Source organism: Mesorhizobium sp. LEGMi-168a, assembly GCF_058312955.1.
On record NZ_JBZEGV010000029.1, the window covers coordinates 26,642 to 46,297 of the forward strand.

Genomic DNA, 19,656 nt, shown 5'->3' on the forward strand with positions numbered 1-19,656 from the left:
GTGTCTGCCGCTTGTCGGGGTCCGAGCATCTCAGTTGCCATTGTTCGCCTGATTGCCGGGATCGACCATCGCGGCGATCTTTCCGATGCGGGCCGTCGCCTCGACGACGCCGGCCTTTTCGAACGTCAGGAATAGCTGGACGCTTTCGCCCTCCCGGAGCGGCTGCTTGAGTCCGGTCATCATCATATGGGTGCCGCCGGGCTTGAAGGCGAACGAGCCCCCGGCAGGCACGTCGATCGTCTGAAGCTGGACCATCTTAGCCACCCCGTTGTCGTTGGTCTCGGAGTGGAACTGGATGCGCTCGGCCGCCGGGCTCGACACGCTGAGCAGGCGATCGTCGCTGCTTCCATTGTTCACGATCGTCACGTAGGCGCCGCCCGTCACGGCGCCCCTAGGGGATGCGCGAGCCCAGGCGTGTTCGACCGCGATGCCGCCTGAAGCCGCGCCGGCGCCCGCGGCGATCAAACTGCCGATCGCAAAAACCAGGGCTGCAATGGTGGATTTCATCGGTCTGCTCCTATGTCGAATGTTCATCGATCAGCGTGCGCAACTCGTCCGCGATCTGATCGCCGGGCGTGGCGCCCTCCATCACGTCGGCGAACTTGCCGTCCGGGTCCATCAGATAGAAATACGCGCTGTGGTCCACGAGGTAGTTGGCGCCCTGTTCCTTGTGCAGCTCGAAAAATGCGCGATAGGCCTTAGCCGTTGCCTCGATCTGCGTCGGGGTCCCCCGCAGCCCGACAATGCGACGGTCGAAGGACTCCAGGAAGGCAGACATCGCCTGGCGCGTGTCGCGGTCGGGATCGACGGTGATGAAGATAGGCTGGATTTTCCCGGCGTCTTCCCCAAGCTTCTCGAGTGCCACGCTCATGTTGCTGAGCGCAGTCGGGCATGCATCGGGGCAAAATGTGTAGCCGAAGTAGATAACCATCCACTTGCCGCGGTAGGTCTGGTCGGTGACCGTCTTGCCGTCGGTCGTCTCCAGGGTGAAGGGTCCGCCAATATCCGGGGTTCCTATGGAGCCGCCCTTCCAGGATATGGCGACCTCCGACGATCTCCGCACGATCAGCAGCGTCAACGCGGTCGCGTCGAAGGCGAGGAAAATCGCGAGAAGCATGGTGAGCCATTTGACGCGGCGGGTCATGCCCCGGCTCCTTCGGCAAAGGGCATCATCTTGCACTCTCATTGGCGGGCAGGCTCATATGTTTCCGAAGCACGGCGATTGTTTCTGCGCTGTCCCATTCGGCAGGCCCGATCTTCCGGCCGATTTCCTGCCCCTCGCTGTTAAGAAAAAGGGTGGTCGGCACACCCGGAACTCCTGCCAGCCCCAGAACGGCTCCGCGTTGATCGACATAGATGCCGAGCGATTTGAGCCCAAGCTCCTGGTAGAATTTCTTGACGGCGGGAACGCCTCGCTGATCGATCGACAAAGTGAGGACGAGGAACCGCGACGGATCGAACTTCGCCTGCAAGCGGTCGAGCGACGGCATTTCCTTGCGGCAGGGCACGCACCAGGTTGCCCAGATGTTGAGGAGGATAGGCCGGCCGCGGAAATCCCGCAGCGAGAGAGCTCGGCCGTCGCCATCGACAAAGTTGATTTCCGGCAGGTCGACGGGCTGATCCCGGAACGAAAACTGCAAGTCCTGTCGAGCTTCAACCCCGCTTCCCGACGATACGGCCGGGATCGGCGCCGAATCCGATGGTGTCCGCAGAAGCTCGTAAGAAAGCACCGCCGCGACGACCATTGACAGCGCGAGCATGATGGCCAGCGAAACAACTGGGGTGGAGAAACCGGGGCGACGCCCGGGTCCCTCCTTGCTTGGAATATCGGTGTTCGGCTCCATTTCAGCTCGCATGTCCCGCTCGACCTGGATGATGACCGAACACCTTCACCCTTTCTTCCCGGGCGCGGCAGGAGGTGCGCCATGGTCCTTGTCGATGGTGCTCTGCATCATCCTGTTGCAGGTCTCCATCATCTGGTTCATCTGCGTCATCATATTCATCATCCCCATCATCTGGTTCATCTGCGACATCATGTTCATCATCCCCATCATGTCGCCTCCGCCCGTCATGTTGCCGCCGCCCATCATGTTGTTCCCGCCCATCATATTGCCTCCGCCCATCATATCGTTTCCTTGGGACGGAGCAGGCGAGGCTTCCTCGGCATAAAGGGGCGAGGTGAGGGCGATCATGCCGGCGAAGGCCGAGGCAAGAACGAGTGTCTGTGCAGGTTTACGCATGGTGGTTCTCCTTTCATCGAGCGTTGTGGCAGCAGCTTTTGTCGGCGGCGCGGGCTGGTCCGACCGAGGCGGAAGCGACCAGTTCCGGGACACCCGATTTGTCGGACGAAGCCGCAAGCTGGAACTGGTCCGTTTCTCCGGGCGCGATGTCGCTCGCGGGCGGCCGAGGGACCGACGATCCACACGTCATTCTGTTCATGCATAGGCCAAGCGCGCACATGCCGACGCAGGGCAGGACGCTGATGAGCAGCGGCGCGATGCCTGCTGCGACCAGCCATGTCCAGTTGAAGGCGATGCCGGCGACGGCGATGGCTGCTGCGGCGGCGATCAGACCGCGGCGGCCGCCGATAGCCTGACGGACGGCGGCACTGGGCGAGGCCTTGTTGGTTCGGGTCAATTCGGTCGTGGTCATGCCTTTTCCTTTCTCAATTGGCGGTCGAGCGGTCCGCGGAGGATTCGATCGTTCCTCGCCGCTCTCTCGCCTCGGCGCGCAGGCGCTCGACCCGCGGCAGGATGATCTTGTCGAGCGCCTCTTGCGTCACCGGCCCGATATGCTTGTAGGCGATGCGCCCGTCGGCGCTGACGATGAAGGTTTCCGGGACGCCGTAGACGCCCCAGTCGATTGCGACCCGGCCGTTGAGATCGGCGCCGGTGCGCGTGTAGGGATCGCCCAGCGTGTCCAGCCAGCGCTCGGCGTCCTGGGGCCGGTCCTTGTAGTTCAGCCCGTGCAGCGGCACGGCCTTGCTGGCCGCCAGTCGCAGGAAGACGGGGTGCTCCTCGCGGCAGGCAACGCACCAGGACGCGAACACGTTGACCAGCGAGACTTCGCCGCGAAGGTCGCCGCTCGACAGGCCAAGCGAGCGGCCCTGGACCGGCGGCAAGCTGAATTCGGGCACCGGCTTGCCGATCAGCGCTGACGGAATATCCGAAGCGTTGCGGGTAAGTCCCCAGCTGAGCAGCACGGCCATGCCGGCGAAAACCAATGCCGGCAGGAAGACGGCAAGCCGTCGCGGCGTGGAGCGCCGGATGGCCGTCGCTCCCGCGTTGGACTGGACGATGTCACCGCCCGTCATGATGCGCCGCCGTCCGATCGGGATTTCACGGTCCGCCGGCACGTGTCTCGCCGGCGCGACGGTCATGACAAGCCGGGTTCTGGCAAACATCGCCATGCCCTTTCACTCCGTCGCGTAGACGGTCGGCGCCTTGCCGTCCTTGGTGAAGGCGTAGACCGTCCAGGTCCCGGCTTTCTCGCCGCCCATGCCGGGCGCGCCGGTCGGCATGCCGGCCAGCGTGATGCCGGTTATCGCGGGCCGTTCCGTCAACAGCTTCTTGACGATATCGACCGGCACAAGGCCGTCGACGACATAGCCGTCGACCATCATCGTGTGGCAACCTTCGAGGTTGGCCGGCACGCCGGCGTCGCTGCTGATCTGGGACAGGTTGTTGACCGGCTTGACGTCGACCTTGAAGCCGTTCTGCTCGAGATAGGCGGCATAGGCCTCGCAGCAACTGCATTGCGGGTTCTTGTACATCACCGCGTCGATCGTCGCGGCGACCGCGGGCAGCGGCGTCGCGATCAGCAGCGAAAGGGCTGCAAGGCGATAGGTCAGCTTCATTGCAATCTCCATTGGTTTCGGAACTCGGGATCGGCCGTCATTCCGTCGCGTAGACGGTCGGCGCCTTGCCGTCCTTGGTGAAGGCGTAGATCTTCCACGTTTCGGTCTTCTGGCCGCCCATTCCCGGCGAGCCCATCGGCATGCCGGCCATCGCTATGCCGGTAATGGCGGGGCGCTCGGCGAGCATCTTCTTGACCAGGTCGACCGGCACGAAACCGTCGACCACGTAGCCGCCGACCACGACCGAATGGCAGCCCTGCAATTGTGGGGGAACGCCAAGCCCGGCGCTTACCTGGGACAGGTCGTTGGTCGGCTTGAGCTCGACCTTGAAGCCGTTCTGCTCGAGATAGGCGGCGTAAGTCTCGCAGCAGCTGCAGCTGGGGTTCTTGTACATCACGGCGTTGATCGTCGCCGCGAGTGCCGGCGCTGGCGTTGCAATCAGTGCGGCGAGGGCGGCGAGGCGATAGGTCAGTTTCATTTCCATCTCCTTGGTTTGACGAGGTCGAAAATCAGCTCACGCGGAACACGGTCATCAGGCCGGCCATCTGGTGGTCGGCGACATGGCAGTGCAGCATCCAGTCGCCGGGATTGTCGGCGACGAAGGCGCATTCGACTGTGTCCCTCGGCGCGAGCAGCACCGTGTCCTGCCATTGCCGATGCGGCACGGGCGAGCCGTTGCGGGAAAGGACCGACAGGCTGAACCCGTGCACATGCATCGGGTGCCACCAGGCGGTTTCGTTGCGCATGGTGAGCTGGCAGGTGGCGCCGCGTTTCAGCGTGAACTGCGGCGCCATGCCGGCATGGCCGTCGCCGGTCATCGACATCCCATTGATCGCCCAGGCGGCGCCGCCGTTCATGCCGGGCATTCCCATGCCCATCATCCCGCCGAGGCCTTTCAGCTTGCCCGCGCCCATCATGCCGCCTTGCAGCACGATCTCCTGCCGCACGGCGTTCGCGAAGTCGGGCGTCGGCAGCGGATTGCGCGGGAGGGCAAGGGGGGCGCCGAGTGGATGCGCCCTGACCGGCGGCGCGCTGTCGTAGGCAAGCGTCGTCAGCGTATAGGCGAGGCCGTCGTAGAAATCGTCGACCACCGCGTGCCGGCTGCCGGGGTCGCCCTGCATGTCCAGCATGATGTCGATGCGCATGGCCGGCGCCAGAACCAGGCGTCCGTCCTCCGGCTCGTGCGGGTCGCAAGGCTGGCCGTCGATGGCGACGATGATCGGGCGGTGGCCCTCGAAGCGAAGCGCCATCATGCGGGCGAGACAGGCATTGGCGAGCCGCAGCCGGACGCGCTCGCCGGCCCTCACGTCCTGGTCAGCCGGCTCCGTGCCGTTGATGGTGACGAGATTGCCGACGCGGCCGGACATCGACGCGTCCATCGCGCCGCCGAAGCCACCGGCGATCTGGCCGTCGGCCGTCAGCCGCCAGTCCTGCAGCAGCCAGACGAGATCGCGGTCGACGGCGACCGGCGTGGCCTCCTCGACGATGAGCGGTCCGGCGAGGCCACGGCCGATCTGCACTAGGCTGTCGGTATGTGGATGATACCAGAAGGTGCCGGCATCGGGCGGTGTGAACTCATAGACGAAGCTTTGCCCTGGCCCGATCGGCGGCTGGGTGAGGCCCGGCACGCCGTCCATGGCGTTCGGCAAGCGGATGCCGTGCCAGTGGACGGTAGTGTCCTCGTCGAGCCCGTTCTCGACAATGATGCGGACGGGCTGGTCCTGCCGCAGGCGTAGCGTCGGGCCGGGGATCGAGCCGTCATAGGCCCACACCGGAGTTTGCGGGCCATCGGCGCCGGCGAACCGGGCCTGGCCCGGCGCAACCCTGAGGCGGCGCTCGTCGACGGCGGATGCCTGCGCGGGGCGCATCGACGCCGATGCGACAGCCCCCGCCGCCGCTAGCAGCAGGCTGCGGCGCGACAGGAAAAGACTGGAATTGGTATTCACCTCTATGCCCTTTGCGATCTCGATCGACGGCGAGCCGTCGATTGATTGCTGTCCGCGCCCGGTCGCGCAGCAACGCGAGCGGGCGACCGCACGCCGGAGATCAGCCGTGGGACGGCTGAAACGGCGTCAGACGAGAGCGCTGGGTTTTGGAGGGTATGGGTCGGGTAAGGAACTTCGCCCGTGCAGGAACGGTGCCGGCAGCGGCGATATTTGCGACGGCAGCGGGGTTGTCGTCATGTCGAGGTTCTGTGGCAGCACCGCAAGCGCCGGCGCAATGCAGGTCGGCAGGCAGTATATCCCCTTGCTGTCACCGCCGGCACCCTTGAGGCACCCCTTGCAGTCACCCTTCATGGCGGCATCGGCCATCTTGTCCATGCCGGGGCCGGCAGGCATGGTCAACCCGTCGCCTGCCGTCATCGTCGCCGACATCACGCTCGCCTGGGTGGCGGACAGGCTGAACCCCGTGGTCAGGAAGACCGCGAGCAGCATGACGAACATATGTTTTGGCGACAGCCGGGCCATCATTCGCCTAAGCTGACGGCAAAGCCCGGCTTTTGCAAGTCCCAAGCCCGTGATCGCCGACTGCTGCGACATCAAGACCGTCTCGTCCGATGCGATTGCGTCTTCAGCTTGAAATCTGATCAGCGCTTCCTTTGTGAGCACCGCGTCTGCCTAGCTCAAGTTCGGTGCGCGATTGTTGCAGGACGACGATTGCACCCTGAAGAGCCAAGCCCGCCATGATGGCTGCGACTACGATGTCCGGCCAGCCAGCGCCCGTGCCGAAAACACCCAACGCAGCCAACAACACTGCCAGATTGCCGAGCACGTCGTTGCGGGTGCAAATCCATGCCGAGCGCATATTGGCGTCGCCACCCCTAAAGGCCCACAGGAGCGCAAATGAGGCGGCGTTGGCCAGCAGCGCGGCAAATCCGACTGCACCCATTGTAGAAGCTTCCGGCAAGGTTGCCTGCAATGCGTGCCAGATGGTGGCGCCAATCACCCACAGGCCGAAAACGCCCATGGTTATGCCTTTGGCAAACGCGGCTAAGGCGCGACATTGCAAGGCCATGCCAACCACAAAGAGGCTTATGGCGTAGTTTCCGGCATCTCCAAGAAAGTCGAGCGCGTCTGCCTGAAGCGAGGTGGAACCCGCAGCGACGCCGGCGCCGATTTCAACCGCAAACATTACGGCGTTGATACCAAGTACCGCCCAAAGAGCCTTCCTGTGCGATGTGTTTCTCAAGGTAGGCGGATCGTGATGTAGTCCACAGCATTCAGCGCCCATGGCAACCTCCATGGTTTCGCAAAGTATAGGGGAGTTCTATGCCATAGGCGACGGGAAACCTCCGAGCGGTGCCGACCCGCCTTTTTGCAGATTCAGCGAACGCGCTCAGAGCTTGGAACCCTTGCCGCTCTCCCAGGGTTTATGTGCGAGGCGAACCGCCATGGAAGACAAACCGCCTGCCGAAAATCAGGGAAGAGCCATCGCCATCGTGCTGGCGCTCTGCCTCATCATCATCGCCTTGTTCTTCATCGGCTTCAGATATTCGGAGCGCGACCAGGGAGCCTTGATCGTGCCCGGAGCGGTGCAGGGCAGCAAGTGATCGGCCTGAAGCTTTGCCTGACAGGCTGAAGCTTCGTGCCGGCCCCATGGTCTTGCGGCACGGCGCGCCTTTCGCTTGCGGAAAGGACTGTAACACTTTGATTTTGCGCCTGATCCTTTGCGAAGTTTTTGGCTCGGGATCATACGCCCTGGAAGAAACGGGTTTTCCGAAACGTTTATCGAACAGGCAACGCTCAACGCCTGGCGCCCGACATCGGCGCCCATGAGCAAGAAACCCCTCCGGCAGCAGCGCGCACCGTGCCCGAAGCCCAGGGAGACAGTACATGCCCGCCAACGCCTATATCAACCGGATTGCGACAGCGGTTCCGGAGCACGAAGTTCATCAGTTCTACCTGCGCTACGCGGCTTCGATGCTCGCTGCCGATCGTAAGAGGATATTTGAACGCATGGCTGGCCTCGCCGGCATCGAGCACCGCTTTTCCTGCTTTGCGCCCGCTCTCGACCCCGAAGGACCGGCGGCTGACCTTGCCGGAACCTTCAGGCGCGGCGCGTTTCCCGGAACGGCCGCCAGAATGGCGATGTTCGCCGAGGCCGCGCCCGTCCTGGCGCAGAACGCCGTCGACGGTCTCCACCTCGGCGACGAGGCATCGCGCATCACCCACCTCATCGTCACCTCTTGCACCGGTTTCTCGGCGCCCGGCATCGACCTCGACCTGGTTCGGCGCTGCAACCTGCCAGATAATATCGAACGCACGATGATCGGCTTCATGGGCTGCTACGCGGCGGTCAACGGCCTGAAGCTTGCCCGCCACATCGTCCGCTCCGACTCACGGGCGAAGGTCCTGCTGGTCAACATCGAGATATGCACCCTGCACATCAGGGAAACCAGCGAGCTGGAAAAGCTTTTGTCCTTCTGCCTTTGGGGCGATGGCTGCGCGGCGAGCCTCGTCACCGCCGAGCCGCCCGGCATCGAGCTCGACTCCTTCTGTTGCACCGTCGCGGACGAGCGGCGGGAACTGATGACCTGGGATATCCGCGACCACGGCTTCGATATGTTTCTTTCCGGCCAGGTGCCGGCGGCGGTCCAGCAAGCGCTGCGCAGCAGCCAGGACGCTATCCTCGGCGGCCGAGCGCCGGAGGCGATCGACCTCTGGGCCGTGCATCCGGGCGGCCGCACCATTCTCGACGCCGTCGAGAGGGCGCTGAACCTTGAGCCCGCCGCGCTCAAGCCGTCGCGCGAGGTGCTGCGCCGATACGGCAACATGTCGTCGCCGACCGTCATGTTCGTGATGGAAGAGATGCTGAAGAAGCCGGGTGGACTGCTCGGCTGCGGCATGTCGTTCGGGCCCGGGCTGACGGCCGAAACCATGCTGTTCAGGACCATCGCATGACCGCGCTCGCCTGCCGCAGCCTCGTCCCGGAAATCCTGGATGGGCTCGACGCCGACGATGCGCGGGCAATTCGCTCACGCCGCGATCTCGCCCGCATCAACGCGCTGATGTTCCAGGCGCCGATAATGGCCTCGCTCATGCGGAAATTTCTGCCGAAGCCGCCCGGCCGCATTCTGGAGATCGGCGCCGGCGACGGCACCTTCATGCTGAAAGTGGCCCGGCGCATGGCAAGGGACTGGCGCGAGGTGGAACTGACGATGCTCGATCGCGTCGGTCTCGTCACGCCAAAGCTCGCGGCCGATTTCGCCGGGCTGGGATGGACGCTCGAAACCATCACTGCCGACGTCTTCGACTGGGCGGAGAAGGAGGACGGCAGGCCCTTCGACGCGATCACGGTCAACCTTTTCCTGCATCATTTCGACAATGCCGGGCTGCTGCGCCTGTTTTCGCTTTTGCGGCGCAAGGCCCCGCTCATCCTGGCGACGGAGCCGCTGCGGGCGGGCTTGGCGCTCGCCGCGGCGCGGCTCCTCTGGGCCATCGGCGCCAACGACGTCACCAGGCATGACGCCGCGCAGAGCGTGCGCGCCGGCTTCCGCGGCAGCGAGCTTTCCTACCTCTGGAGCGCTGCCGGCGGCAGACCGCTCGAGGAACGCCGCGCCGGGCCTTTCTCCCACGTCTTCGCCGGAGCAACACCTTGAGGCGGCCATCCACCCACGATGCGATCGTCGTAGGCGCCGGTCCGGCGGGCACATCAGCGGCGCTGGCGCTTGCACGTCGCGGATGGGCCGTCGCGACCGTGGAGAAGAGCGCGTTTCCGCGCCGCAAGGTGTGCGGCGAATACATCTCGGCAAGCAATCTGGCACTTCTCGACCGGCTGGAGATCGGCGGTGCCTGGCGCACTGATGCCGGTCCAGAAATCCGTCGCGTCGGCCTCTTTTCCGGCGCCACCAGCATCGAGGCGCCGATGCCGGGCGCGAGATCGGGGTCCGCTGCAAAGGACGGCTTCGGCCGCGCGCTCGGCCGCGACATACTGGATACCCTGCTGCTCGATGCGGCGCGGTCGGCCGGCGCCGAAGTCTTCCAGCCCTACCGCGCCGTCGCCATCGAACGCGACGGCGACTGCCAAACCGTGCGGATCCAGGCAACAGGCGAAAAGTCCGGCGACGAGGCGACGATCCTGCGGGCGCCGGTGATCGTCGCCGCGCACGGCTCGTGGGAGCCGGGACCGCTGCCAAGCCAACTCGAGAAGTCCAGCCACCCTTCGGACCTGCTCGGCTTCAAGGCGCATTTCACCGGGGCGTCGCTGCCGCCCGACCTGATGCCGCTGCTGACGTTTCCCGGCGGCTATGGCGGCATGGTGTTCGCCGACCATGGCCGCCTGTCGATCTCCTGCTGCATAAGGCGCGACAGGCTCGCCCGGCTGCGCGGCAGCCTCGCCCGCCAACGCGGCGGCCATGTCTCGGCGGCCGAAGCCGTTGAGCATCATCTCATGGCGACATGCCGGGGCGCGCGTAAAGCCTTGGAGCAAGCCCATCTCGACGGCCCGTGGCTTGCCGCCGGCCCGATCCGGCCAGGCATCCGCGCCGGCTACCAAAAGGACATCTTCCGCGTCGGCAACGCCGCCGGCGAATCGCATCCGATCATCGCCGAGGGCATATCGATGGCGCTTCAGTCCGGCTGGCTCCTGGCGCTGGAGCTCGGCGAGGCGGCAAGCGGGCAGGGGGCACGCGAGGCCGCCGGCAGGCGCTACGAGGCGGCCTGGCGAGGATTGTTCTCGACGCGGGTCCTTGCCGCTGAGGCCATCGCCCGCATCGCTCTTGGCCCCGGCGGCGCGGCATTGATGGAGGCGGTCGTCCGCAATTTTCCGCAGGCACTGACCTTGGGGGCGCGGCTCAGCGGCAAGACGAAGCCCATCCCCGGTTTGGCCGATGGGCGCGCGGTCCTGGGCCGATAGACGCCCCCGGATACGAAAAAGCTTATGGAATGGGGTTATGGAACATTCCGGACCTATCGGAGTTCGATATGTATCCGGCTTTTTGCCGCCAAGCCCGTGATGCGTTGTGCTGTGGCCTGAGGCGGCGCTCGCCACGCCTCCGGGAGGCATTACGATGGCCCACGAAACGATCCCCCACAATCCGCACAGCACGGCAAGCATTGCCGGCCACCCTGTCCATGCCATGCTGATACCGTTCCCGATCGCCTTCTTCGTCGCGACCTTCGTTTGCGACCTTGTCTTCTGGCGAACCGGCAATCCGGCCTGGGTTACCCCTACGCTCTGGCTCCTCGGGGCAGGTTTGATCATGGCTGCGCTGGCCGCCCTTGCCGGCCTGACCGATATACTGGGCGATGCTCAGATCCGCAGTCTCCGGGACGTATGGCTTCATGCCGGCGGCAACGTCATTGTCGTCCTGATCGAGCTTTACAATTGGTACTTGCGATACACCCAGGCAGAGGCGGCGGTGGTGCCGGTCGGCCTAGTCCTGTCGCTGATCGTTGTCATCATCCTTCTGTTCACCGGCTGGAAAGGCTGGGGAATGGTCTATCGGTATCATGTCGGCGTCGCCGACGGATCGGACGAAACGCGCTGAACGCCGGGCGCTTGCCTGGGTGCCCGCAATTGCGCAAAAACAAATAGTTAGAGCGGTTCGGCGATTCAAAGGCTGAACGGCTCCAAAGCGCTGCGCAGCCCCGGGACATTGGCCTGCGACCTGGTTTTGCCGGCCCTTTCGTTGATTTCCGGCCGGCGCCGAGCCCACTCGTTCTGACGCGAGAGTTCGCCCCCGCGTTCCCCGCCGCCGGCGATGTCGCACCTCGCCGCTGCACGCTTTTCCTGCCGCTTTTTAACCTCAATCCGTCTTTAGCTGGCGATCGTCCGAAAGGGCAAAACCTTCGCGTTTGCTTGACTCGGCCCGCAAAAACGGGCAGCAAAAGCGGGCGAGGGAGAGCATTTTTACCGTGGCGGAGACCATGGAGGGCTCTTTTTTCGTATGGACCGTCGCCAGATTGGCGGCTGGTGGAGGGATTGGTTAACCATCTTTGTCCATCCTTTGAATCAATCGGCAACAGACGCGTGAAGGTGCAGGGGGCACCAGGCGAACTGTGATCGTGACGGGTGCCAGGTCCGCAAACCGGCATGCCGATTGAGAGTGGTCGTATGGCGTTTTTGCGTTTGAAGAACCGGGGTGACACTCCTGAAGAGGGGGTAGCTTCGAAGAAATCTGGTGGTCATCGTTGGGTTGTGGTGCCTGCTGTCGGCGCCGCGCTCGCCCTGTGGTCGGCGGCCACGCTGGCCGGCCTCCATTCGGTGAGCACCTCGCTTACCGCCGCTTCCAATGGATTGCCGCAAAGCCTGCTTGCGCCGCGCAACATCGCGCTCGCCGACCAGCGCCGGCAGCTTGCCAATGCCTGGGCGCCGCGTCTTGCCGCGGCCGGCGGCTACAAGAAGGGCTCGCTCACCGGCGGCTGCGATGCCGGCTGTTTCGGTCTCGCCACCAGCTTCGCGCACTCCACTGTAACCCATGACGGCAAGGCGGCGCGCCTGAAGCCTGCGGCGCCGGATAGCGTCGCGCTTGAAAAGATCGACGTTGCGCGTGAGAAGGTCGTTCTGGAGGCGTCCGCCGCGGATGTCGGCGACCGTTTCGACAGCGTCATCAAGCGCGCCGGGCTTTCGCCGCAGAAACTTGCCGATGCCTTCCAGCGTGCCGAGAGCGCGCCTTTCCTGCTTGCGAGCCTGCCGTCGGCGAGCCGCTTCGGCGGCGTGGCCGATCCGACCCAGACCGACCCGACCCAGACCGGCCCAACCTTGAGCGGCCCGGCGGAGGCACGCTTCGGCTCAAATCAGGTCGACGTCCAGCGTGCGTCCGAACTGGCGCTGGCGCTCGCCAATGCCATGCCCGAAGAAACGGTCGACGTGCCCGCCGCCGTCGCGCTCGCCAACGGCGATGCGCCCGATCTGGCGGGCGGCTCGAACGATACTGAAGGCTCGGGGCAAGCCGCCGCAAACCAGGGCGAAGTGCAGGTCGCCTCGCTGCCGCGACAGGATGATTTGCCCGACAGCATCGCCGTGCCTGGCCTGAGGCCGCGCACGACGCTGGACCGCGCAACCGAGGCGCCCGAACAGAATGCCGCGAGGAAGCCGGAGCCTGCCAAGCCGCAGGCGGCCCAGTCGCAGGCAACCCAATCGGCGAAGCCCCAAGCTGCCAAGCCGGAACCGGCAAAGCCCGAGCCCGCCTCCACCGATACCGCGGAAGGCCCGCAGTCGCCGCGCTCGCTCAGGAACTCCGACCAGGCGCTTCCGGGCGTGCAGGGCTCGAAACCAGTCAATGCTGCGCCGACCAAGCGCGGCAAGGCGCAGCCTTCCGAGATGCTCGCCTATGCCAAGCCGGACACGCCCGAGCGCGGCGGTCTCGGCAATGCTTTCTGGGGCCTGTTCAACGGGCCTTCGACGGGCAATGGCGTCGCCGTCTACGACATCTCGGCCAAGACGGTCTATATGCCGGACGGCTCGAAGCTCGAGGCGCATTCGGGGTATGGCTCGATGGTCGACCAGCCGCGCTTCGTCGACAAGAAGAATGTCGGCCCGACACCGCCCGACACCTACAATCTGTCGATGCGTGAATCGCGCTTCCACGGCGTCGAGGCGATCCGGCTGACGCCGACCAGCGGCAAGAACAAATATGGCCGCGACGGCCTGCTCGCCCACACCTACATGCTGCGCGGCGGCCGCGCCGAATCCAATGGCTGCCTCGTCTTCAAGGACTATCACCGCTTCCTTGCCGCCTACAAGAAAGGCAAGATCAAGCGCCTCGTCGTGGTGCCGCGCCTGACCAGGTCGCCCACCCAGGTTGCCCAAGAAGGGCGCCAAGGCTAACCCACCGCCATTATGCCGGCAGCAGCTTTGTTGCCGGTCCTGCCTTCGATCTCTGACAATTTACGGTCGTTGCCGCCATCGGCGCGGAGGACGATCGGCGCACGCGCTTGATGTCTTCGCCATGCTTGCAGGCGCGGCAGCGATCAATTCCATCAAGTTGCGGACGAGCGAAGGGAAAATTCCCCCTCCCAGAAAGCATATATGGCGCCCTCCGGGCTTGCGGCAAGACCCGGGCCATGCCGTATGTACGCTGCCCTTGACCTCGATTTCTGGAAAAGGGAGTTCCCGAATGCGGATTTTATTGTCGACCTACGGTTCGCGTGGCGACGTGGAGCCGGTGGTGGCCCTCGGGGCGGCGCTGCACGCGCTCGGCGTCGAGGTGCGGGTGAGCGTCCCCGGTGATGAGGAGTTTGCCGCTCTGTGCGCCCGTGCCGGCGTGCCGCTGGCGCCGGCCTTCGCGCCGGTGCGCGAATGGGTGAAGGAGATGACGCGGCGCAGAGCATCGGCATCGCCCGATGGCGTGGCCGAACTCATCTCCGGCCAGGCGGCGGAAATCGTCGCTAGGCAATACGATACTCTCATGGCCGCCGCCGAAGGCTGCGATGCCGTGGTGGCGTGCGGCCTTTTTCCTTCCTGTGCCGCCGCGCGGCTGGTTGCCGAGCAGCGGGGTATTTCCTACACCCTCGGCACCTTCTGTCCGATTTGGTTGCCGTCGGCGCACAACCGGCCCTATGAATATCCGGGCCATCCGCTGCCGGCCGGGGTGACCGACAATAGAGCGCTCTGGGACCATGATATCGCGACCAAGAACGCGCTGTTTGGCGGCGCGATCAACGGCCTCCGCGCATCGCTCGGCTTGCATCCGTTGGACAATGTCCGCGATTATGTCTTCGGCGATCCTGTTCTGCTTGCCTGCGACCCGACGCTCGGGCCATGGCTGCCCTCGGACCTGATCGAAGCCATGCAGACCGGCGCCTGGATACTGCCGGACGAACGGCCGCTTCCTGACGGGCTGGAAGTGTTCCTCGAGGCCGGCTCGCCGCCGGTCTATGTCGGCTTCGGCTCCATTGCGGTCGCGCAGGAGTCCGCCCGCGCCGCGATCGAGGCGATCCGCGCCATGGGCCGGCGCACGGTGATCGCGCATGGCTGGGCGGGGCTCAGCCTGATCGACGATCGCGAAGATTGCTTTGCCGTCGGCGACGTCAACCAGCAGGCGCTGTTCGGCCGCGCCGCCGCCGTCATGCATCACGGCGGCGCCGGCACGACCGTCGCCGCCGCGCGGGCAGGGGCTGCGCAAGTGGTGGTGCCGCAGATCGGCGACCAACCTTATTGGGCGCGGCGGGTGGCCGAGCTTGCCATCGGCGTCGCGCATGACGGGCCGGCGCCGACGGTGGAGTCACTGGCTGCGGCGCTCGAGGTGGCGCTTGCATCGGAAACCCGGGCTCGCGCAAGCGCGGTCGCCCGCTCGGTCCGCGCCGATGGCGCGGCGGCGGCGGCGAAGCTGCTGGTCGATATGTTAAACCGCCAGTGATCTCACTGCGTCAGTTCCGCCAGCGCCCTCTGCAGGGGCGCCGGCGAGACCTGGATCGGGCCGGAGAAGGGGCTGTCCATGTCGATGATCAGATAGATCGCCGCCGCCACCAGCGCCCCGGAAATGAGGCACGTAAAGACGATGGTGCCGTTGCGCGGCGCCCGGAAGCCGAAGCTGGCGAAGATCAACGTCAGCCAGGCGACAAGCAGGGCGATCAGCGGCGCCGGTATGGCGCCTTCGGACTGCTCGGCCAGTATCCAGCGCTGCTCGATCAGCTTCTGCAGTTGCTGTGTCGCGGCCTGCTGCGCGGCTGTCTGCTTGGCATCCGTGGGCGTCAATCCCGCCAGTATATCGCCGACCTGATTGAGCAGCAGTTCCGACAACCTGTTCGGGACGACGGTTGTGTCGCTGTCGGCGGTCGAGGTGTCGACGACGCGCTGAACATAGGCGGTGAGCGATTGCCGGGCGCTGTCCGCCTCCGGTCCGTAGTGTCGGAGCGTTCGGTCAAGCAGGATGATATCGGTCGCGAAGGTGTGGACGTTGCCGTTGATGGCCTCGAATGTGTTCTTGGCCGAGTTGATCATCAGGCCGAGCATCAGCGAGGACATCACCACGAAAAGGTTCGCGGCAAGCCGCACCACCACGCTGGTGTCGTCCTGCAAGTGGTGAGCGGGGAAGCGCTCGTGTACCATTAGGCTGACCAGCGACGCCCCGGCCAGACAAGCAAAGATCGCTGCTCCTACAAGCACTTCGCCCATGCCTGATATTGCGCACGGGAAGGGACGCTTGCCAATTGGGTGGAGGAGGTTGAATCAAAGCGGGAGCATAAGGGTGTATGTTGTTGGTCGGGAAGGGTGGTTTCGGGTCCACGTCAGCATGGAAATTTGTAAAGGTAGCGTTCCTTCGCGCCCCCCTCTGTCCTGCCGGACATCTCCCCCACGAGGGGGGAGATTGGCAGCTTTTGCGCCTCGCTCTTCTTGCCACGCCAGTAATTGGCGAAAGTCGGCGTGACGTCTGATCTCCCCCCAAGTGGGGGAGATGTCCGGCAGGACAGAGGGGGGCGCTGTCCCGCCAACCTTTCAGATTTTCTCCGCACGCCTTGGCCGAACAACCGATCGTCGAAAACCGCTTCCAATACCGGCCGAAGACGCTATCTATGGCGCGGGGCGGCTCCACCCTCACAATCATTCACGAGGCTATCCATGACAATACGCGCTGTCGTCTGGGGCGAGAACATCCATGAGCGGACCAACGAGGTGGTCGCCGGCATCTATCCGGAAGGGATGCACACCACCATTGCCAACGCGCTCGCCGCCGACAAGGCGATCTCCGCCTCGACCGCGACGCTCGAGCAGCCCGAGCACGGCCTGCCCGAGGCCCGCCTCGCCGAGACCGACGTGCTGGTCTGGTGGGGCCACAAGGACCATGGCGCGGTGGCCGACGAAGTGGTCGAGCGCGTGGCGCGCCGCGTCTTCGAAGGCATGGGGCTGATCGTGCTCCATTCCGGGCATTTCTCGAAGATATTCAAGCGGCTGATGGGCACGCCCTGCACGCTGAAATGGCGCGAGGCCGGCGAGCGCGAGCGGCTGTGGGTGACAAGTCCCAGCCATCCGATCGCCGAAGGCATCGGCGAGTTCTTCGAGATCGAATACGAGGAGATGTATGGCGAGCAGTTCGCCGTGCCGGAGCCGCTGGAGACGGTGTTCATCTCCTGGTTCCAGGGCGGCGAGGTGTTCCGTTCGGGCCTCACCTACCGGCGCGGCGCCGGCAACGTCTTCTACTTTCGCCCTGGACACGAGACCTATCCGACCTATCACGACGCGACGGTGCAGAAGGTGCTGCGCAACGCGGTGAGGTGGGCGCATAACCCGCAAGGGGCGAAGCCGGCCATCCTCACCGCGCCGAACGTGCCGGTCGACAAGGCGCTGGAGCCGATCGTCGAGCGCGGCGGCAAGCTGCACGCGGCCGGCGAGGGCGGATTCCGCTAATTCCATAAGATGCGCAGCGGTTTTCCGTCTGGAATAAACCATGTCCGCCTCCTATCATTGAATCGAACCAATTCGCTCGGAGAAACAAAATGCGGCTTTTGATACTTGGTACCGGCTGGATGGCGCAGGAACATGCCCGCCGCTTCAGCGCCATAGAGGGCGTCGACATCGTCGGCGCGGTCGATGTCGATCCGGCCCGTGTCGGCGAATACGCCGACGCCTACAAGATCCCGAAGCGCTTCACCTCGCTGGAGGCGGCGCTCGACTGGGGCGATTTCGACGCGGTCGCCAATGTCACGCCCGACCGCATCCATCACCCGACCACCATGGCGCTGATTGCCGCCGGCAAGCCGGTGCTATGCGAAAAGCCGCTTGCGGAAAATTTCGGCAAGGCGAGCGAGATGGCCGATGCCGCGGAAGCCGCCGGCGTCGTCAACATGGTCAACCTCACCTATCGCAATGTCGCGCCCTTGCAGAAGGCGCGCCAGATGGTGCAGGCGGGCGAGATCGGCACGGTGCGCCATGTCGAGGCGTCCTATTTGCAGAGCTGGCTGGTGTCGAAATTCTGGGGCGATTGGCGCACCGATACGAAATGGCTGTGGCGGCTGTCGCGCGGCCACGGCTCGAACGGCGTGCTCGGCGATGTCGGCATCCACATCCTCGATTTCGCCAGCTATGGCGCCGCCCTCGACATCGACCATGTCTTCTGCCGCCTGCGCGCCTTCGACAAGGCGCCGGGCAACCGCATCGGCGAATACGGCCTTGACGCTAATGACAGTTTCGCAATGACGCTCGATTTCGCCAACGGCGCCTTCGGCTTGGTGCATGCCAGCCGCTGGGCGACCGGCCACCTCAATGAGCTCAGGCTGCGCATCTATGGCGACAAGGGCGGCATCGAGGTGGTGCACAACCTTGATGGTTCGATGCTGAAGGCTTGCGTTGGCGAGAATGTTGAGAACGCCAAGTGGGAAAAGCTCGACGCCGGCACGGTGCCCACCAACTACCAGCGCTTCGTCGATGCGGTGAAGAGCGGCGCGCAGACCGAGCCGAACTTCCGCCACGCGGCGGGCCTGCAGAAGGTGCTCGACCTTGCCGTAGTGTCGGATGAGAAGCGCGCCGAGCTGAGAGCCAACGCCGACACGCAGTAGCGTGTGAAGAGGGGAGGAGCCAGAATGGTCACGCGTCGCGCCGAATGTTCCTGCGGTCAACTGTCGGCCACTTGCGTGGGCGAGCCGGTGCGCATTTCGGTGTGCCACTGCCTCGACTGCAAGCGGCGCACCGGCAGCGCCTTCAGCTACAATGTCCGGTTTGCGGAAGGTGACGTTTCGATCGAGGGGCGGTCAGCGCAATTCACGCGCGTCGGCGAGCAGGGCGGCCGCGTCATCTACAGCTTCTGCCCGGACTGCGGGAGCAATGTCCACTACCGGATAGACACGCAGCCCGGCCTTACCGCCATTCCGGTAGGCGCCTTCGCCGACCCGTCGTTCCCGCCGCCCTTCCAGTCCTTTTACCACGACAGCCGGCGCTGCGAGTGGGTCGAGATAAACGCCGAGCCGTTGGCAAAGATCGGCTGAGCCAATTTACGTCCTGCGATAAATCCCCACCGCCGCCGCAACCAGCGCGGCGTTGCCTGCCGCGACACTGCCGTCCGGCAACTCCTTGCCGTCCTCCAGCCCGACACGGGTGGAAAACTTCCGTGCCGCTGCGCGCTCGACGAAAGGCCACACCGTCGCGTTCTCGCCATGCAGCAGGATCGAGCGCCGGATGCCTTCGCGCTGCAGCACCTTTTCGATGCCTTCGGCAACCGGGAAGGCCTCGTCCAGCGTCTGCTCGGAAATCTCGATCAGAACGCGCAGCACCCGCCCGCCATGGTCGAGGCTGGCGAGCCGGAGCGCATCGCCGATCGACGCGAGCCCGGCCTCGATGCCGACGCCGCGGCTACGCAGGGTCTCCATCACTTCGGGCGCAGCCGCCTCGCTGAGGTTGACCGAGGCATAGTCGGGCAGCTCATGCCAGCCGGCAATCGCCGCAAGCGTGCGCCTGTCGTCCTTCTCGATCCAGGCGCCGGTTGAGACGCCAATCAGCGTGCCGGGGCAGGCGCGGCGCAGCGCCGCCACCGTCCGATCCATCGGCTCCGGGGCGAGGCTTTCCTGACGGTCGGCGCCTCGCGCATGCACATGCAGCTCGGCCGCGCCCGCCGCGATCGAGGCCGCGCAGTCGCGCGCCATGGCGTCGGGGTCGAGCGGCAGGGCAGGGTGGAAATCGGCAGTACGCGCGCCGTTGATGCAGGCCTGGACGATCATGGCGAAGCTGTCCTTTGCGGCTGTTGTAGTCTAGCGCAGAGTGGGTTTGGCAGGAATGGAGATAGTGAACACTGCTGACTGGGATATTGTGCGGCAATCCCAGCAACGCCGCGATCCTTCGCGCCCCCCTCTGTCCTACCGGACATCTCCCCCACTTGGGGGGAGATCGGATGTCGCCTCGGCTTTCGCCAATCTCTAACGTTTGCA

At 64.9% G+C, this 19,656-nt stretch carries 23 protein-coding genes; 10 read left to right on the plus strand and 13 right to left on the minus strand.

The annotated features are described in order from the left end of the window. Positions 1-30 precede the first annotated feature (30 nt). The 11 genes from AC4FWB_RS27785 to AC4FWB_RS27835 all read right to left on the minus strand — a co-directional run bounded on the left by AC4FWB_RS27785 (position 31) and on the right by AC4FWB_RS27835 (position 7,087). Complete coding sequence (locus AC4FWB_RS27785; protein ID WP_491029429.1) at positions 31-507, minus strand: copper chaperone PCu(A)C; 477 nt, start codon at positions 505-507, stop codon at positions 31-33. A gap of 10 nt (positions 508-517) precedes the next feature. Then, positions 518-1,144 carry an SCO family protein gene (locus tag AC4FWB_RS27790; protein ID WP_491029430.1) on the minus strand — a complete coding sequence of 209 codons (627 nt, stop codon included), beginning with the start codon at positions 1,142-1,144 and terminating at the stop codon, positions 518-520. Positions 1,145-1,169: 25 nt separating this feature from the next. Then, a complete protein-coding gene (locus AC4FWB_RS27795) occupies positions 1,170-1,844 on the minus strand; it encodes a TlpA family protein disulfide reductase (protein ID WP_491029431.1) in 675 nt (224 codons plus the stop codon). A gap of 45 nt (positions 1,845-1,889) precedes the next feature. Further along, positions 1,890-2,240, minus strand: coding sequence for a hypothetical protein (locus AC4FWB_RS27800; RefSeq protein WP_491029432.1), 351 nt, complete (start codon positions 2,238-2,240; stop codon positions 1,890-1,892). A gap of 13 nt (positions 2,241-2,253) precedes the next feature. Continuing rightward, positions 2,254-2,652: a hypothetical protein gene (locus AC4FWB_RS27805; protein ID WP_491029433.1), complete on the minus strand. Its 399-nt coding sequence runs from the start codon at positions 2,650-2,652 to the stop codon at positions 2,254-2,256. Between the two features lie 13 nt (positions 2,653-2,665). Beyond that, on the minus strand, positions 2,666-3,313 hold the full coding sequence (locus tag AC4FWB_RS27810) for a DsbE family thiol:disulfide interchange protein (protein ID WP_491029473.1): 648 nt from the start codon (positions 3,311-3,313) through the stop codon (positions 2,666-2,668). Positions 3,314-3,415: 102 nt separating this feature from the next. Beyond that, positions 3,416-3,856 (minus strand): DUF411 domain-containing protein, encoded by a 441-nt coding sequence (locus AC4FWB_RS27815; protein WP_491029434.1) that lies wholly within the window; start codon positions 3,854-3,856, stop codon positions 3,416-3,418. 37 nt (positions 3,857-3,893) lie between these two features. Beyond that, complete coding sequence (locus AC4FWB_RS27820; protein ID WP_491029435.1) at positions 3,894-4,334, minus strand: DUF411 domain-containing protein; 441 nt, start codon at positions 4,332-4,334, stop codon at positions 3,894-3,896. A gap of 31 nt (positions 4,335-4,365) precedes the next feature. Continuing rightward, positions 4,366-5,802, minus strand: a complete 1,437-nt coding sequence (locus AC4FWB_RS27825; RefSeq protein ID WP_491029436.1) for a multicopper oxidase family protein — start codon at positions 5,800-5,802, stop codon at positions 4,366-4,368. 126 nt (positions 5,803-5,928) lie between these two features. After that, entirely contained in the window at positions 5,929-6,396 is a 468-nt protein-coding gene (locus AC4FWB_RS27830) for a hypothetical protein (protein ID WP_491029437.1), read from the minus strand. Positions 6,397-6,427: 31 nt separating this feature from the next. Beyond that, positions 6,428-7,087, minus strand: a complete 660-nt coding sequence (locus tag AC4FWB_RS27835) for a cation efflux transmembrane domain-containing protein (RefSeq protein ID WP_491029438.1) — start codon at positions 7,085-7,087, stop codon at positions 6,428-6,430. Positions 7,088-7,247: 160 nt separating this feature from the next. Between AC4FWB_RS27835 and AC4FWB_RS27840 the strand changes: the two genes are divergently transcribed. The 7 genes from AC4FWB_RS27840 to AC4FWB_RS27870 all read left to right on the plus strand — a co-directional run bounded on the left by AC4FWB_RS27840 (position 7,248) and on the right by AC4FWB_RS27870 (position 15,158). Continuing rightward, on the plus strand, positions 7,248-7,406 hold the full coding sequence (locus tag AC4FWB_RS27840) for a hypothetical protein (RefSeq protein WP_491029439.1): 159 nt from the start codon (positions 7,248-7,250) through the stop codon (positions 7,404-7,406). 283 nt (positions 7,407-7,689) lie between these two features. Further along, positions 7,690-8,757 (plus strand): type III polyketide synthase, encoded by a 1,068-nt coding sequence (locus AC4FWB_RS27845; protein WP_491029440.1) that lies wholly within the window; start codon positions 7,690-7,692, stop codon positions 8,755-8,757. Then, positions 8,754-9,455 (plus strand): methyltransferase domain-containing protein, encoded by a 702-nt coding sequence (locus AC4FWB_RS27850; RefSeq protein ID WP_491029441.1) that lies wholly within the window; start codon positions 8,754-8,756, stop codon positions 9,453-9,455. The genes AC4FWB_RS27845 and AC4FWB_RS27850 overlap by 4 nt, the downstream gene beginning before the upstream one ends. After that, complete coding sequence (locus AC4FWB_RS27855) at positions 9,452-10,711, plus strand: NAD(P)/FAD-dependent oxidoreductase (protein ID WP_491029442.1); 1,260 nt, start codon at positions 9,452-9,454, stop codon at positions 10,709-10,711. The genes AC4FWB_RS27850 and AC4FWB_RS27855 overlap by 4 nt, the downstream gene beginning before the upstream one ends. A gap of 154 nt (positions 10,712-10,865) precedes the next feature. Continuing rightward, positions 10,866-11,345 carry a DUF2231 domain-containing protein gene (locus AC4FWB_RS27860; protein ID WP_491029443.1) on the plus strand — a complete coding sequence of 160 codons (480 nt, stop codon included), beginning with the start codon at positions 10,866-10,868 and terminating at the stop codon, positions 11,343-11,345. Positions 11,346-11,998: 653 nt separating this feature from the next. Then, complete coding sequence (locus AC4FWB_RS27865) at positions 11,999-13,627, plus strand: DUF2778 domain-containing protein (protein ID WP_491029444.1); 1,629 nt, start codon at positions 11,999-12,001, stop codon at positions 13,625-13,627. 289 nt (positions 13,628-13,916) lie between these two features. Beyond that, on the plus strand, positions 13,917-15,158 hold the full coding sequence (locus AC4FWB_RS27870) for a glycosyltransferase (protein WP_491029445.1): 1,242 nt from the start codon (positions 13,917-13,919) through the stop codon (positions 15,156-15,158). A gap of 2 nt (positions 15,159-15,160) precedes the next feature. Here AC4FWB_RS27870 and AC4FWB_RS27875 read toward each other — a convergent pair whose 3' ends face one another. Beyond that, positions 15,161-15,916, minus strand: coding sequence for a bestrophin-like domain (locus AC4FWB_RS27875; RefSeq protein ID WP_491029446.1), 756 nt, complete (start codon positions 15,914-15,916; stop codon positions 15,161-15,163). Between the two features lie 444 nt (positions 15,917-16,360). Here AC4FWB_RS27875 and AC4FWB_RS27880 point away from each other — a divergent pair, with 444 nt between their 5' ends. From AC4FWB_RS27880 to AC4FWB_RS27890, 3 genes are all read left to right on the plus strand, one after another. Continuing rightward, positions 16,361-17,146, plus strand: a complete 786-nt coding sequence (locus AC4FWB_RS27880; protein WP_491029447.1) for a ThuA domain-containing protein — start codon at positions 16,361-16,363, stop codon at positions 17,144-17,146. A gap of 89 nt (positions 17,147-17,235) precedes the next feature. Then, positions 17,236-18,294 carry a Gfo/Idh/MocA family protein gene (locus AC4FWB_RS27885; RefSeq protein WP_491029448.1) on the plus strand — a complete coding sequence of 353 codons (1,059 nt, stop codon included), beginning with the start codon at positions 17,236-17,238 and terminating at the stop codon, positions 18,292-18,294. Positions 18,295-18,318: 24 nt separating this feature from the next. Then, on the plus strand, positions 18,319-18,720 hold the full coding sequence (locus AC4FWB_RS27890) for a GFA family protein (RefSeq protein ID WP_491029449.1): 402 nt from the start codon (positions 18,319-18,321) through the stop codon (positions 18,718-18,720). 6 nt (positions 18,721-18,726) lie between these two features. Here the strand turns inward: AC4FWB_RS27890 and AC4FWB_RS27895 are convergent, their stop codons facing one another. After that, entirely contained in the window at positions 18,727-19,449 is a 723-nt protein-coding gene (locus AC4FWB_RS27895; protein ID WP_491029450.1) for a 3-keto-5-aminohexanoate cleavage protein, read from the minus strand. Between the last annotated feature and the right edge of the window lie 207 nt (positions 19,450-19,656).